We start from the raw sequence: 15,442 nt of genomic DNA, 5'->3' as shown, positions 1-15,442 counted from the left end.
CTGAACTTTGTTCAGCCTGAGTAAAAAAGTCCTGCAAAGCATTTTCATTGCATTACGATGGCACCGTAACTGGTTAGATTGATGGATAAACGATGACCTATACCCGCCCATGGCTTAGCTTCGAGCAACAACTTCAGCAACTCAAAGGCCGCGGCATACAGGTTTCTGACGATGCTGCGGCCCTCAAGGCCCTAGAGCAATTTGGTTATTACCGGCTGAGTGCGTACTGGTATCCCTTCAGGCAAAAGAAGTTTGATGCAAAGGGACGAGTATCAGGTGTAACAGATGATTTCATTCCCAATACTGAACTGAAAGACTCGGTACAACTTTATCTATTTGATAAGAAGCTCAGATTGCTTCTACTCGATGCTCTGGAGCGCATTGAGATTGCATTGCGGGTGGATATCGCTCACCTGTTGGGCAGACTAGATACCTTTGCACACACCAAGCAAGACAAGTTGCACAGATCATTCGCCAATAAAGCCAAGGGCAGTGGCAAGCAAACTGCATTCGATGCCTGGAATAAGAAGCGTATTAACGTTGAAGCACGTTCTAAAGAGGACTTCGTCGAACATTATAAGACGAACCATGGTCCAGACTTGCCTATCTGGGTTGCCGTAGAGACTTGGGACTTTGGTGCTTTATCGCAATTATTTGCCATGATGAGAGTAAAACATCAGACTCAGATTGCCCGAAAATACGGGGTACCTGATTGGGAAGCCTTCCAGAGCTGGCTACGTTCTTTAAACTATCTGCGGAATATCTGTGCGCACCATAGCCGCTTATGGAATCGCAACATTATCGACCAGCCTTCTTTACCCAGTTCAGGAGCACTTTCGTGGCTGGATCAACTACGATCAAGTGGCCTGACAGACGACGAACTCAAATCCCGTCCTTTCCTGTTAGTCACTATATGTCGCCACATGGTCTTGCAACTGAATCCTTCGAGCAAATGGCACAATCGCGTGAGAGAACATCTGAATGAATTCCCTAGCGTTGCTTCAGATTACAAGGTTAGCATCGAAGCAATGGGGGCTCCGAGCAACTGGGACACGTGGTGGTAGGCTTTCATCAGGCAATAAAAAACCCCCGCGTATGACATCCTACCGAAGTAAGAGCAAAGAGGCGAGGGCCGTGTTAGCAACAACTTTAGTTGCTAACCTTGCATCCCGTCAAGCAACTATTACCTGTAAGGTTAACAACTCTCAGTTTGGAATAAATAGTCAGGAAAAATCAAATGGCCATTCAACAAGGCATTTGGCGCATTAACACCACCAACAACACCAGCGCGCAGCGGCTGCAGACCGCCCGCCTGGACGATGAAAACCAGCTGGAAGCGCTGATTGTGCAAGACGTATCCATCATCAATGCCGACTGGTTGATTATTGGCCGCCAGGTGCGCACCAGCTTTGATAAACGCATCGACCTGCTGGCGCTGGATGCCAACGGCCAGGTCATTATTATCGAGCTGAAGCGCGATAAAACGCCGCGCGATGTGGTGGCTCAGGCCATCGATTACGCCTCTTGGGTCACCAAACTGGAGGACAATGATCTGGTGGATTGCTTCGTCGAGTTTGCCAGCAAGCACCAGTTAGACACGCAAAGTCTGGATGTGGCGTTTCAGAATAAATTCCATCTGCCGCTCAGCGATGTCACCTTAAACGAAGCCCATCAAATCGTGATTGTGGCATCGGAGCTGGATGCCAGTACCGAGCGCATCATTAATTATCTGAACGAGCAACACGGTGTTGGCATTAATGCGGTGTTTTTTTCCGCTTTTAGAGACGGCGACCATCGCTATTTGTCCCGAGCCTGGATGATCGATCCGCAAGAGGCACAACAGCTCAGCCAAAACCGCGGCGCCAAGCAGGCCTGGAATGGCGAGTTTTACGTTTCCTTCGGTCAGGACCAGCGCCGCAGCTGGGAAGATGCCAGACGCTACGGCTTTATCTCCGCAGGTGGCGGCTCTTGGTATTCCAATACGCTCAATATGCTGTCCGAAGGCGATCGGGTGTGGGTCAATATTCCCAAAACCGGCTACGTAGGCGTTGGCATTGTCAGCGGCGAGCGTTGTCGAATCCATGACTTTACCGTCGATGGTAAAACACTCGCCGAACTCGATACCGTCATCGACTACGACCTCTTTCTACATGAGCCAGATGACGACGCTGAGTACGCCGTACCAGTGAAGTGGCTGTACACCACCGAGCTGGCCAACGCCTTTAGCGAAACCGGGTTATTCGGCAACCAAAACAGCGTCTGCAAGCCCACCGCCGCCAAATGGGCACATACCATTCAAAGGCTTTGCAGTGTGTGGCCGATGCACGAAAAATGAAGGCACCAGCTAGGCAAGGCTGCAGAAACCTGCCCGCTTGCCCGCCATTAGCGAATAGCTTGCATCACTAAGTCAGCATGTTGCTAAAGAGCTCACCCAGATGGGTGCTTAGGTTACTGGTCATATCCCAACCCCTCCAGATGCTGAGCAACGTCAACTTCAATGCCTAGAGCCCACCAGTAGGGCGCAAAACTTTTTTCAACCGCCTTGGCGACCAACTCGATAAAATCGCTGTAGTCATCGCTGCAATGGGCTTTGTCTAATGCTTGGTAATAGTGCAGTCGTTGGGCCACTTCGATGACGGTGGCGGGAAAGCCGGCTTTCATCAGCTCTAGGTTCATCAGCAGACGTGAGGTTCGACCGTTGCCATCGGCAAAAGGGTGTATTTTGACAAACTCGCCATGCACACGGGCCGCACGCTCGATGGGATGCAGTTGCTGTGCGCCATTGCGGCACCATTCGCTGAAGGCCGCCATTTGTTCTGCGACTTGTAAGGCGCTGGGCGGGCGGTGTTCGGCACCAGAAATCAGTACATTCACTGTTCGGTAGCGTCCAGCGTTTTCTGTGTCGATATTTTTAAGCACCAGCTGGTGCAGGTTTTTGATGGTCCATTCATTCAGGGGTTGCTGCTTCTCGACCAGCTCTTCCACCATCAGGATGGCATCACGGTGGTTAATGGCTTCAAAGTGTTCGCGCAGGGTTTTGCCGCCAATGGTGATGCCTTCCAGCGCGACCTTGGTTTCTTTCAGCGTCAGGGTATTGCCTTCAATGGCGTTGCTGTTGTACGTCCATTGCAGTACCAGCTCTTCGTGCAGACTGGCGGTAACGGTCTTGTCTAGCGGCCGGTATTCGTCCAGTTTGGCTTTCAGGGCATCGAGCTTAGCGAATGGATTCATAACCCTACTCCTCATACTTGGCCATCTTAATTTCCAGCTCGGTCAGTCGCGTTTTAAGTTGCTCACGCTCGGCACGCACCGCCAGCCAATCAATTTTTTAATCTTCTTCAAAGGTACCAGCACAGCGCGGAATGTTCAGGTTATCGTCGTTCCACAGCGCGTGGTTGATGCTGCCTTGGCCGATTATACCAACCAAGCTGATGGCGCACGGTCCGGATGAACCTGGTTGCTGATCATGTGATTGAGGTCATATGCAAATTGTGTAAACAACTTCCAATCAAGGTGTATCCATACCGGGTGTCGTCGGATTTGGGCTTATTATACTAAGCCTTATGTCAATGTCCTGCCGGTGACTCACTCACGTGGGTCCGCTTAACTGCTGCACCGGCACTCTTTATGCTCTCACGATAACCCCAGCGCTTTTGTCATCGCACTCTCGGTAACACCTTCGCTGGTGACCACCGCATCTTTCAGCATCAGCTTGCCTTGCAGCAGCCGATCGAGGTGCACGTCAAAAGCATCGTGCTGTGGGTGCAGCGCTGCGGGCAGGTAGATACTGACGGGCTTTTTCTGGCCGATGCGGTACACCCGGTCAGAGGCCTGTGCCTCTTTGGCTGGGTTCCAATGGCGCTCAAGGTGCACAACATGATTGGCTCCAGTAACGGTTAACCCCACACCCGCCGCCACCGGCAACATTATCAGGATGTTGAACCTTTCATTGGCTGTGCAGCGTGAATTTTTTGCCCAGCGCCCAAATATTAGAAGTATCACTAACACCGACAACGTCGTATATTTTTCAAGGGCTCAGCGTCGGTGATGGCAAATTTGAAGTGCTGACGGGGCTGAGCTGAGGCCACTGCAAGCCTAAGTATCGGTTCGCCTTGCCTGAGCGGCGCCCGTGCTTTTCGATACAACAGCGGCTGTAGTAGACTCACTGCTAAGAAAAAACTCAACTAGAAGCCACTGGGTCTTATGGATAAGAAAGCACTAACAGAGACGGATATCCGCACCAAATGCATTTCCCCCGCCATCGTCAGCGCCGGGTGGGATATTCATAGCCAGGTCTACGAAGAGTTCTCCAATACAGATGGCTGCGTCGGTGCCAAAGTCGACAGGCTATTCGCCCTATGCGGCCAGCAAAAAGACCAACTTCAGCAAGCCGGCGATACCGAACGACACCTCACCAACGCCATCGTTGAGCAGGCGCTGAGTTAAGGACAACGTAATGCCTCAAATACAAGAAAAATACGACAGCCTTAAGCTGACGAAAGACTACCTGACCGATCCTATGCTGATGGCTTTGGCATGGAAGAAGGCACATGAATATATCCGCAATACCAATTGGTATGCCGATAATTTTGAACTCGATAAGTCGGCTCTGAATCTGCCGAAGCTATGTGAGGAATGGCGTAATGGTATTCTAGGGGGCTCAATACGGTTTGATGACCTTAAGCTCGTACCAGCGCCAAAGACCTCCCAATGGCACTTTACGCCCCGGAAAACTATGGACGAGTTGCTAAAAAGCAACTTCGATGAAGTGGATTTAGAAGTAAAAAATTGCTACTGCTTAAAATGGCAGCCAGTCCACCTGAGAGATGTAAAGTTACGGCCACTCGCCCATATCGGCATCAAAGAACAGACAATCATGACTCTAGTGATGATGTGTCTGGCCAACGAAGTCGAAGCACTGCAAGGCGATCCATCGACCGATTACGATGAAGTTCACGATAAACAGGTAGTCAGTTATGGGAACCGCCTTTACTGCACATACAACGAAGAGTCAGAAGGCAAGCTAACCGCAGAACACAACTACGGCGCCACGACCATCTACAGCAAGTATTTCACGGATTACCGTAAGTTTTTGCAGCGGCCCTATCACTTTGCAGCAAAAGCGCTTCCTGAGAAATCACCGGATGAAGAGATCTATCTGATTGAGCTAGATCTTAGTCAGTTCTTTGATCTGATCAATAGAAAAAAGCTCTTAGAAAAAATTACGGGCGTCGTGCGAGATAAGCAGAACGCGGCAATTAATGAAAAAGGTGCAGTAGAAACCCTGCTACAGGCATTTGATGATTGGGACTGGTCTGCGTGCGCTAAAGAAAATTATCACATCTGTGCGACAGAAGAAGTTAAAGAACCAAGAAAAGGCTTACCTCAAGGGCTCGTCGCATCGGGCTTTCTATCTAATATTTACATGCTCGACTTTGATTCTCAGATGCTTGCCTGGATTAAAAATGGGCTACCGAAAGAAACTGCAAAGACCCTCACCCTGATTGACTACTGCCGCTACGTAGACGATATGCGACTGATCGTAACAGGGCCAGCAAGAGGTGAAAATAACTCTAAACCCCTTTCCAATATTCGAAACGCAATAAATACCTGGCTCGAACCGGAGCTTAAAAAAAATGGACTGAAACTAAATAAAGAAAAAACAAAGGTAGAAGTCTATCGTGGTAAATCAAAAGGGATATCCAGCTCGCTTGAAGCTCTACAAAGCAACCTGAGTGGCCCTTTGAGCAACGAGGGTGCTGATGAGCTGGTTACCCAGCTAGAATCGCTGTTAATGCTCTCTGATAACTCTAAGGTTGATCAGAGTTCGGAAGAAGGCGAGTGCCGTATAAACCGGCTCGCTATGATTGAAAAAAGTGTCTTCGATGTACGAGAGGACACGCTTAAACGCTTTGCAGCCAATAAAATCTCTCGTGTACTTAATGAGAAGCGTCACTTCACTTCACGGAAAACCGATGCAAACGGCAATCCGATAGCTGGTGATTGGGATTACCTGCAAGAGCGAATGGCAAGGCGCTTGGTTGGGGCCTGGTCCATGGACCCAGCACTTGTTTTACTTCTTAAAAAAGGGTTAGAGCTTTACCCTAGCCCCAAACTCCTTGAACCAGTTCTGGAGCAACTGAACAACGTACTGCTGAGGAGGCTACAGCCTTCAGATAAGCCAGAAGAAAGAAACGAGTCAGAACTAAAGCAAGCAGCGGTGGCCACTTATTGCCTAGCCGAGATTTTCAGGCATTCTGCAGTAACGATTCACCGTAAAGATCCACAGGCCATTCCAGCACATGCCGATGTCGATGGGTACTTTGAGCTTCTGCAAAGTCGAGCTGTTCAGGTCTTAAAAGAGAGTGCTGAAGAGTCGCCCTCAGATTGCGAAGAAGACGATAAATCCACGTCGACCTCAGACAAAGAGAAGCCATTCAATCTACTGGCTGAACAAGCCAGATTCCTGCTTCTCGTCAGGCTGGATACTACCCTCGAAGAATCGTGCGGTGACAACGAACAAGACTTGATATTTAAGCTAGCTAAGGGCTTCCGCAGCATATCTCTGGATACTAGTACTACTTCCGAAACCGTTGCCTCATGTATTCTCTTAGCCAACCAACTGGCTGGCGATCAAAAAACAGTACTTCGCGCTACTAGCTGTCTGCTTGATGCACATATGCAAACCATGAACATTAAGGATGTCGTTGAAAAGATGGCGACCCAAGATGCATCCTTTGTTCGCTCGCTGATACTCCATGCTAGGGCGATTAAGTATGAATGGTATATAGCAAACAAGACTGGATTCATAAGCGCGCTATCCGAAAGCCTGTACCTAAATGTCAAACCATCAGCGAAGCCATTGAACGATATTTCCAAACCGATGGGGATTTATCAGCTCAGTAGTCGTGATGACAATCCATTCGGCAACGAGATAATGGCACTCAAGCTTTTTAGTGCTTTATTGGAAGCTAAAAATAAATCGTCAATTAACTATCTGAAAGTTATTGACCTGAGCCGTACCAAGGTCAAAAGCGCCTCCGGATACAGCAACCCTCCCTCCTTTTCAGCCTTTGATAAAGAGTTAACAATAGACGAACTCGTCCTTCAGGAATCTCTACCTAAAGTATCTGAGCATCTGAAATATTTTGAAAACGAACCTATAGCGCTGCAACGTATAGCTTTAGCAATGCGTGCAGTGCTGGCTGGCTCTGCAGATCCAACTGGCTTTGGTCAGTCATTTACTCCAAGAACTGGTTACCGTGGCCTGAAGTCGACCAGCTTCAAACGCCAATTCGGCATGATGACAACCCCAGAAGCGTTGGCGGGTGAGTCTGCGCAGTTTTCCACATGGCTATCGACCCTGTTAGCCAAGCTACTTCGCTGGCCCGGCATTCACGTTAATGACCAAGGCTTTGAATGGCCAAGGGAGTACACGTTTAAAAACGTCAGCGAGTTGGTTAACAAGCGACTTGAGGTTCTCAAAGAAAACTATTGCCAGTTCTCCAGCATGCCAGGCTTACCAGAGCTGATAATGCCAGCCTGGCATAAAGAAAAGACTTCTCTTAAAGTCGCCATGGTTCAATCTAAGCTTCCGATGAAAGATGACTTCGGAAGAGCCGGTTTGCTTCTGAATGATCCAGACTACCGCTACAAACATCGTCGCCACGTCGCGCGTGTCGCAGAACTGGTCGTGAAACACGTGAAAGCTCAGCGAGTCGAAGACTGCCATGACGGAGAACGGGAGCAAGATATTGACCTGATCGTATGGCCCGAACTATCGGTACATGAAGATGACATCGATATACTGATTCAGCTTTCTCGGCAGACCCACGCGGTTGTTCTGGCAGGTTTAGGTTTCATTCATCAAAAGGGAGTTCCGGGCCCTAACAACTGCGCCTTGTGGATCGTTCCTCGTAAACACAATGGCAATCAGAACGAGATTAAGCGCTATCAAGGCAAGTTTCACATGATGGCCGACGAGAAAGGAAAAATTCAACGCTGGCGTCCTTATCAACTCTTCATTGAACTTAAGCACCCTAAGTTCAAGGATAAACTGGGGTTTAAGCTGACAAGCGCAATCTGTTACGACGCTACGGATATCAAACTCAGCGCAGACTTACAGGACAAATCCAATGCGCTCCTCATCCCTGCTCTGAATAGAGATGTGGGAACCTTCGATACCATGGTGGAAGCAATGCACTATCACATGTATCAACCTGTTGTACTCGTCAATACCGGTGAGTTTGGCGGCTCTTACGCGAGGGCCCCATACAAAGAAAGCCACAAGCGCCTGATTGCCCATTCAACAGGTAATAACCAGGTAGCGATCAACACGTTTGAAATGAACATGTTCGACTTCAGACGGGATGGCGTAGGTTCGAGCATGACTTCAGGGTTAAAAACAAAGACGCCACCAGCCGGCGTCCCACTGAAGCAACGGAATTAAGGACGAGCCCATGAATTTACGGTCGATGGCAAAACACTCGCCGAACTCGATACCGTCATCGACTACGACCTCTTTTTGCATGAGCCAGATGACGACGCTGAGTACGCTGTTCCAGTGAAGTGGCTGTACACCACCGAGCTGGCCAACGCCTTTAGCGAAACCGGATTATTCGGCAACCAAAACAGCGTCTGCAAGCCCACCGCCGCCAAATGGGCACATACCATTCAAAGGCTTTGCAGTGTGTGGCCGATGCGCGAGAAATAAGGGCACCAGCTGGGCAAGGCTGCAGAAACCTGCACGCTTGCCCGCCATTAGCAAATAGCTTGCATCACCAGATCAGCATGCCGCCAACTATACAGCCACTCTTTAACTTTTTCGCCATCGCCCGGCGGCTGCCACCATTGGCTTTTGACCGGTTTGCCGGCCAAGCCCTGATAAAACCTCTGCGCCTGCTGGTTATCCGCCAGCACCTCAAGATACAGCCCTTTACTCGCGCAATTATGATTTACCCACTCAGCCACGGTGTGCATTAACTGTCGGCCAATACCCTGACCTTGATAAGCCGCCGCGACGTGCAAGTTATCAATAAAGGTACCTAGGGTTTCGTGCTCATCGCCATAAATGCAGATAAAGCCAGTCAGGTCGTCGCCTTCTTCAGCCACCCATATTTTTTGATTGTTTTTTGCGCAGTTAAACTTTTCCTGCCAGGCCTTTAATCTATCAGCAGATACTTGGTTACCTAGGAATTCATCGGACAAAATGCCGCAATAGGCAATGCGCCAACTGTTGGCATGCAGGTTTGCTATGGCTTCAGCATCTTCTATGTGAGCAGGACGAATACGCACGAAATTTCCCAACCAGTATATTAATGGCTGCCATGATACGAGGGAGTTTATCGAGAGGCTATTCGCATTTTTGGGGTGTGGGGAAGTGAGGGAGGGATGATGCCACTTCGGCCTCCGGAAAGTTGGTATTAATCGCTGCGCTTGGTATGAACAACGAGGGTTCTCGCCCTGCCCTCATTAAAACCTCTTTTTCTCGTTGTCGCGGTGTTGAACAGCCTCTCAGGATGCTCATTTACTCGCCAGAGGGAGGGATTACTCCCCTTCGGGCCGTTGGCAAAGCCAACGTTTGTCGCTGCGCTCGGCACGACCCCGCGAGTGTTCTCTGTACCCCCCCCCGTCCCCGCAAATGTTAGGCATAAAAAATCCCCTGTCTCACGACAGAGGATTTTTTATCTTAATTCGTGGCGGTGAGGGAGGGATTCGAACCCTCGATACCTTTCGGTATACACGCTTTCCAGGCGTGCTCCTTCGACCACTCGGACACCTCACCAGTTATTAGCCAGCAACGAGAGTTGCGCTAATCAATGGCGGCGAACTATACGCACCTGCCTGGTGAGCGTCAAGCGTTTCTCGCTAATGTGTTGTTTTTACTCGCAATTCCCACGCCATTCGGTAACAAACTGAGCGTGATCAAGCTCCGGTGGCTGCTTTAAACGGCAGTTAACGTGGCCGATGTAGACGAAGCCGACCAGCACGTCATTTGTCTTAAGCCCCAGGGCGTTATGCACGGCCTGGCTGTGAGCCATGTCGCCGGTACGCCAAATGGCGCCCAAGCCCAGTGCCCAGGCAGCGTTAAGGATGTTTTGAATGCCAGCACCAGTAGACAGAATTTGCTCATCACGCGGGACTTTGGCGTGTTCCGTCACTCGGGTAACTGCGGCAATCACCAATGGGGCTCGGCACAGCATGTTTCGGAACTTTTCTTGCTTGTCGTCGGATAATTGCGACCAGTTATCCATACCCTGCAGAAAGCATTCGCCTAATTGCTTACGCTGCGCGCCGCGAATAATCAGGTAGCGGCTAGGTCGCAACCAAGCGTGGTCGGGCGCGCGCAGTGCGGCCTGCATCATTGTGTGGATGTGCTCGTCGCTGATGTCTGGCCCAGTAAGCTGCGGAGCGGATACGCGCTGCGTTAAAACGTCGATCGCATTCATAGAAAGTGTCACTGTACGGAAAAAGATGACCAATATTGTAATGATGGCTGTTACGGAACTAAACCATGCATTGCTTGATCTGCGCGAAGCTGGCTGCCATTGTCTCGCGCAGTTGCTTGCTAGACCTCACTATTCTCGGTATACAGAAGGGTTTGCGGGCAACCTGTATGACCATAACGACAACAACAGTGGAATGCGTTCATGACCAGTCAGGCTGACGACGCTCAGTTCAGCGAATCTACCCTACCCAAACAGGATTACATGGCCCGCGTATTGGGCTACGGCGTCGCCGCTGCCACCACATTGGTCGGCTTTTTCAACGACTATTTTGGCCCAGGCGCATTGGTAGTCACCCTGATCTGCCTGCTGTACCCGCACATCGTTTATGTGGCCAGCAAGCCGTTTCGACAACGCCGGGGTTACACCACTCGCCAGCTATTGATCCACGGCGACGCCCTGCTCACCGGCTTATTTTTGTCTTACATTCAACTGCCGATGCCACTGGTGATGTTGTTTCTGATTATGATCAACACCAGTTTTATCATTGTTGGCAGTTTTACCGCTTGGGCCTTTTGCATTATTTCGTTGGTGTCGGGGGCGGCCATTGGCTACTTGGTGTTTGGCTATCAAACGCCCGCCCCGGTGCCCGATTCGGTGTTTTTAACCGCCGCCATCGGCGTGGGCATTCACCTGGCAATTTCGGGCTTTAACAGCAACCGCCAAGCGCGTGATTTGATTCGCTTAAAGCGCAAGTTTCAGGGCCAGGTGTCGCGCTTTCAGGCCTTATCGCACCAGGTTTCTAAGTACGTGGCGCCGCAAATTTGGGAGTCGATCTTCTCTGGCAAACGCCAAGTAAAATTAGAAACCCAACGCAAAAAACTGGTGGTGTTTTTCTCCGACATCGTTGGCTTCACCAGCTTGTCGGAGCAAATGGAAGCCGAAGCCTTTACCGACTTGCTCAACACCTATCTCACCGATATGTCGCGCATTGCGCTCAAATATGGCGCCACCATCGATAAGTTTATCGGCGATGGCATTATGATTTTCTTTGGCGACCCGCGCACCAAAGGCACCAAGCGCGATGCTCTGGCCTGCGTGGCCATGGCCATTGAGATGCGTCGGCATATGCTCAAGCTGCGCAAGCAATGGGCCGAGCACGGCATGACGGCGCCGCTGCAAATTCGCATGGGCATCAACACCGGCTATGTCACCGTGGGCAACTTCGGCACCGAAAGCCGCATGGATTACACCATCATCGGCAAAGAGGTAAACCTGGCGGCACGCTTAGAAAGCGAAGCGGAACCCGGTGAGATTTTGATCTCACACGAAACCTATGCCCTGATCAAAGATAAAATCATCTGCCGTACCCGTGGCACAGCTCAAGTCAAAGGTTTTAGAGACCCAGTGCCGCTTTATCAAGTGGTCGACTACCGCCGTGATTTGGGTGCCAACCCCAGTTTCGTCAATCACGACACCGAGGGCTTTTCACTCTATTTGGAGACCGACAAAGTTAAGGACGTGGAGCGTGAAAAAGTGGCCGCAGCCTTGGAGCGCGCCGCGCGCAAACTGCGCAAGCAGGTCGATACCTAAAGCAGCTAGACCTAGCGCACCTAGAAAAATACCCAATAAGAGGAGGCTGAGCGCCTCCTTTTTTATTGCCGCGCCAAACGAAAGTTTAATGCCTGTGGCTCGGCCTCGCTGCTGCGCAGCGGGTTAATATCCAAACCACCACGACGCACATAGCGCGCATACACAGTGAGCGCTTGTGGCTGACAAGCGCGCATCAAATCCAACCAGGTACGTTCAACGCATTGCTCGTGGAAATCCTGATGCTGGCGCAGGGAAATGATGTATTTCAGCAACGACGCCTCATCAATGCGCTGACCGCGATAATAAATGTACACACTGCCCCAGTCCGGCTGGCCGGTAACCGGGCAGTTGGACTTCAGCAAATGACTGCATAGCCAGCCTTCAAACTGGCCTTCAGCGCAGCGCAGCAGGCTCGGATCGGGCTGGTATTGCGTGACTTCAATGTCCAACTCATCAATGCACAGGGCTGGCGGCGGCGGTGGAAACGCATGATCCACGGCCAATAAGGTCACGCCAACGTCACCGCCGGCGGCGGCGCTTAAATCACGCTGCAGGCGCTGCTGCACCTCGTCACGACTGGCAAAACGCGTTTGATTAAACGAGTTCAAATACAGCTTGAAGGATTTCGACTCCACCAAATACGCCGTGGTGGCCGGAATGCGAAACTCAGCCATCGCCACAATGGGCTTGCCACGCTCATTCAACCATGACATTTCATAGGCATTCCAAATATCAACACCATAAAAACCGGCCTGATCGCGTGACTGCCCCAAGCTCTGCCAGCTTTCTTGGCGCTCAATTGGGTACAGCAACGACGGGTCGTACTGATCTTTGTACTCGGACGCTTGCCCAAGCGGATTGTGGTCACTGTGAACCGAAGCCATATTGCTCTCCCGTTATTGTCGCATGCCTACACCACGGCGAATCAGCCACACACAAATGGCCGTCAATGCCACGATAAAGCCGATCAGCATTACATAAGCATGCAAAATGTTGACGTCACTCACCCCAAGTACGCCGTAGCGAAAGGTGTTGACCAGATACAAAATCGGATTCAGCGCCGACACCGCGCGCCAAAATTCCGGAAGTAAGTCGATGGAGTAAAACACGCCACCCAAATACGTCAGCGGTGTGATCACAAAGGTTGGAATGATCGAAATATCGTCAAATTTGGTGGCGAAAATGGCGTTAATAAAACCACCCAAAGCAAACACAATGGCCGACATCAATATGACCGAAATCACCACCCAGATATTGTTAATCGCCAAATCGGTAAACCACAGCGACAACAGGGTAACAATCAACCCCACCAACACGCCACGCGTAACACCGCCAGCAACAAAGCCAAATAAAATGGTCAGCGGATGCACCGGCGCCACCATCATTTCTTCAACGCTGCGCTGAAATTTATTACTAAAAAACGACGACGCCACATTGCCATAGGCGTTGGTGATCACACTCATCATAATCAGGCCAGGCACAATAAAGGCCATATAATCGACCCCGCCCATCTCACCAATGCGCGAGCCGATCAAGTTGCCAAAAATCACAAAATACAACGTCATGGTGATGGCTGGCGGTAGCAAGGTTTGCTGCCAAATGCGCATAAAACGGCGTACTTCTTTCACCACAATGGTGCTAAACGCAACGCGCTGAACCTGCCAGTTGCTCATGCCCTGCCCTCCTGAACCAAATGCACAAATAACTCCTCCAAGCGGTTCGATTTCGTGCGCATGCTGCGCACCAACACCTGATGCTCGCTCAACACTTGAAACAAGGCATTTAAGTCTTGTCCTTTTTCAACCGTGACTTCTAAACCATCGCTGGCCGATTGCACCACCTCATAACCTGGCAGTTGCGGCACTTGCTGCAGCGGTGCGGTTAAATCCAGTACAAAGGTTTCGGTATGCAGGGTCGACAATAGCTCGCGAGTGCTGGTGCTTTGAATGATATCGCCCTGATTAATAATGGCGATGTTACGACACAACTGCTCAGCTTCTTCTAAATAGTGGGTGGTCAACACAATGGTGACGCCCTCACGGTTAAGCTCTTGCATAAAACGCCACATGGAGCGGCGCAGCTCGATATCAACTCCGGCGGTGGGCTCATCCAAAATCAACACCTCGGGCCGATGCACCAGTGCCCGAGCAATCATCAGGCGGCGCTTCATACCGCCCGACAGCATGCGCGCTGGCTGCTCGCGCTTATCCCACAGATCCAACGCTTTTAAAAGCTCCGCCGTGCGCTCGCGCGCATCAACGGCACGCAAGCCAAAATAGCCCGCTTGCGTGGTGACGATGTCCTGCACTTTTTCGAACTGATTAAAATTGAACTCTTGCGGCACTACGCCTAAGCGGCGGCGCGCTTCGTACAACTCGCGATTGACATCAAAACCCATGATGCGGGCTGCGCCGGATGTTTTTTGCACCAGACCCGATACAATACCCAGCGTGGTCGACTTGCCGGCACCGTTAGGGCCGAGCAAAGCAAAAAAGTCGCCTTGCGCCACACTTAAGTCAATGGACTTCAACGCCTCGAAGCCATTGGCGTAGACCTTACGTAATGAACTCACTTCCAATGCCGGAGTCATGACTGTACCTATGTCAAATCAATTAAGTCCGCGTTCGCAATACCATTTAGAGCTGCTGCTGCAGCTGCAACAGCGCCTGCAACGCGCCAGCGAAGCCCTGAGCCAAGATACGCTAACCGCACTTGAGGACGTCATCCAGGCACTGCAACAGAAGGCTCCCAGCGCCTATGAACTTGGCCAAGACTGGCTGAGCAATATCGCCACCCACCAGCCACAACTGGTGCCGGCCATTGACCGAGACATCTTCTGGTTCTTTGGCGGCAGCTGCCTGCACACCCTCACTGATGAGGAAATTGAGCGCTTTCAGCAATTAGATGAGCAAGAAGCGGAAGCCGAGGCGCAACAGCAACCATTCGACCGCGCCAGTGCTAAACAGCAGCTGTTTAATGATGCCCAGTCAGGCCAGGCGGCGCAGGATAGCTAAAGGCCACAGTGAATACCAGCCGCTCTGCCACACCAGACTGTTGCAGGCTGACTTTGCACTGCTTTTTAAGACCGGGAGCGGGACAAAAATGCCGGGAGCATTTTTGCGAGAGCGCAGCGAGCCCGAAGGGGCGGTACAGGGACGATACCGACACCAAAATGCCGGGAGCATTTTTGCGAGAGCACAGCGAGCCCGAAGGGTCGGTATCAGGACGATGCCGACACAAAAATGCCGGGAGCATTTTTGCGAGAGCACAGCGAGCCCGAAGGGTCGGTACAGGGACGATACCGACACTAAAATGCCGGGAGCATTTTTGCGAGAGCGCCGCGAGCCCGAAGGGTCGGTATCAGGACGATGCCGACCAACTCCGCGACCAATAAAAAAGCCCAG

At 51.0% G+C, this 15,442-nt stretch carries 14 protein-coding genes and 1 tRNA gene; 7 read left to right on the top strand and 8 right to left on the bottom strand.

What is annotated here, in order from left to right:
• Positions 1 to 92: 92 nt before the first annotated feature.
• Both IE090_RS02940 and IE090_RS02935 read left to right on the top strand, forming a co-directional pair.
• A complete protein-coding gene (locus IE090_RS02940) occupies positions 93 to 1,064 on the top strand; it encodes an Abi family protein (RefSeq protein ID WP_189386825.1) in 972 nt (323 codons plus the stop codon).
• A 173-nt stretch (positions 1,065 to 1,237) separates the two neighbouring features.
• Positions 1,238 to 2,335, top strand: a complete 1,098-nt coding sequence (locus IE090_RS02935) for an endonuclease NucS domain-containing protein (protein WP_189386824.1) — start codon at positions 1,238 to 1,240, stop codon at positions 2,333 to 2,335.
• Between the two features lie 113 nt (positions 2,336 to 2,448).
• Here the strand turns inward: IE090_RS02935 and IE090_RS02930 are convergent, their stop codons facing one another.
• Entirely contained in the window at positions 2,449 to 3,231 is a 783-nt protein-coding gene (locus IE090_RS02930; protein WP_229815401.1) for a Fic family protein, read from the bottom strand.
• Positions 3,232 to 3,633: 402 nt separating this feature from the next.
• A complete protein-coding gene (locus IE090_RS02925; RefSeq protein ID WP_268247111.1) occupies positions 3,634 to 4,002 on the bottom strand; it encodes a helicase-related protein in 369 nt (122 codons plus the stop codon).
• A gap of 201 nt (positions 4,003 to 4,203) precedes the next feature.
• Here IE090_RS02925 and IE090_RS02920 point away from each other — a divergent pair, with 201 nt between their 5' ends.
• The 3 genes from IE090_RS02920 to IE090_RS02910 all read left to right on the top strand — a co-directional run bounded on the left by IE090_RS02920 (position 4,204) and on the right by IE090_RS02910 (position 8,713).
• The gene (locus IE090_RS02920) at positions 4,204 to 4,446 is read left to right on the top strand and encodes a hypothetical protein (protein WP_189386822.1); all 243 of its coding nucleotides are present in this window, start codon (positions 4,204 to 4,206) and stop codon (positions 4,444 to 4,446) included.
• Between the two features lie 10 nt (positions 4,447 to 4,456).
• A complete protein-coding gene (locus IE090_RS02915; protein WP_189386821.1) occupies positions 4,457 to 8,449 on the top strand; it encodes an RNA-directed DNA polymerase in 3,993 nt (1,330 codons plus the stop codon).
• A 75-nt stretch (positions 8,450 to 8,524) separates the two neighbouring features.
• Positions 8,525 to 8,713 carry a hypothetical protein gene (locus tag IE090_RS02910; protein WP_189386820.1) on the top strand — a complete coding sequence of 63 codons (189 nt, stop codon included), beginning with the start codon at positions 8,525 to 8,527 and terminating at the stop codon, positions 8,711 to 8,713.
• 47 nt (positions 8,714 to 8,760) lie between these two features.
• Here IE090_RS02910 and IE090_RS02905 read toward each other — a convergent pair whose 3' ends face one another.
• From IE090_RS02905 to IE090_RS02895, 3 genes are all read right to left on the bottom strand, one after another.
• Positions 8,761 to 9,294, bottom strand: a complete 534-nt coding sequence (locus tag IE090_RS02905) for a GNAT family N-acetyltransferase (RefSeq protein WP_189386819.1) — start codon at positions 9,292 to 9,294, stop codon at positions 8,761 to 8,763.
• Between the two features lie 402 nt (positions 9,295 to 9,696).
• A tRNA-Ser gene (locus IE090_RS02900) sits at positions 9,697 to 9,784 on the bottom strand.
• 97 nt (positions 9,785 to 9,881) lie between these two features.
• On the bottom strand, positions 9,882 to 10,448 hold the full coding sequence (locus tag IE090_RS02895; protein ID WP_189386818.1) for a nitroreductase family protein: 567 nt from the start codon (positions 10,446 to 10,448) through the stop codon (positions 9,882 to 9,884).
• Positions 10,449 to 10,649: 201 nt separating this feature from the next.
• Between IE090_RS02895 and IE090_RS02890 the strand changes: the two genes are divergently transcribed.
• Complete coding sequence (locus IE090_RS02890) at positions 10,650 to 12,038, top strand: adenylate/guanylate cyclase domain-containing protein (protein WP_189386817.1); 1,389 nt, start codon at positions 10,650 to 10,652, stop codon at positions 12,036 to 12,038.
• 62 nt (positions 12,039 to 12,100) lie between these two features.
• Here the strand turns inward: IE090_RS02890 and queF are convergent, their stop codons facing one another.
• From queF to IE090_RS02875, 3 genes are read right to left on the bottom strand one after another with little or no spacing between them, the layout of a single operon-like run.
• On the bottom strand, positions 12,101 to 12,922 hold the full coding sequence (gene queF, locus IE090_RS02885) for an NADPH-dependent 7-cyano-7-deazaguanine reductase QueF (protein WP_189386816.1): 822 nt from the start codon (positions 12,920 to 12,922) through the stop codon (positions 12,101 to 12,103).
• 12 nt (positions 12,923 to 12,934) lie between these two features.
• Positions 12,935 to 13,711: an ABC transporter permease gene (locus IE090_RS02880; RefSeq protein ID WP_189386815.1), complete on the bottom strand. Its 777-nt coding sequence runs from the start codon at positions 13,709 to 13,711 to the stop codon at positions 12,935 to 12,937.
• The gene (locus IE090_RS02875) at positions 13,708 to 14,628 is read right to left on the bottom strand and encodes an ABC transporter ATP-binding protein (protein ID WP_189386814.1); all 921 of its coding nucleotides are present in this window, start codon (positions 14,626 to 14,628) and stop codon (positions 13,708 to 13,710) included. The genes IE090_RS02880 and IE090_RS02875 overlap by 4 nt, the downstream gene beginning before the upstream one ends.
• 10 nt (positions 14,629 to 14,638) lie before the next feature.
• Between IE090_RS02875 and IE090_RS02870 the strand changes: the two genes are divergently transcribed.
• Positions 14,639 to 15,052 (top strand): PA2817 family protein, encoded by a 414-nt coding sequence (locus IE090_RS02870; RefSeq protein ID WP_189386813.1) that lies wholly within the window; start codon positions 14,639 to 14,641, stop codon positions 15,050 to 15,052.
• The last annotated feature ends 390 nt before the right edge of the window (positions 15,053 to 15,442 follow it).

Origin of the sequence: Bacterioplanes sanyensis, from assembly GCF_014652515.1 — a bacterium.
Lineage (GTDB): Bacteria > Pseudomonadota > Gammaproteobacteria > Pseudomonadales > Oceanobacteraceae > Bacterioplanes > Bacterioplanes sanyensis.
This window is presented reverse-complemented; position numbering and strand designations above follow the sequence as displayed.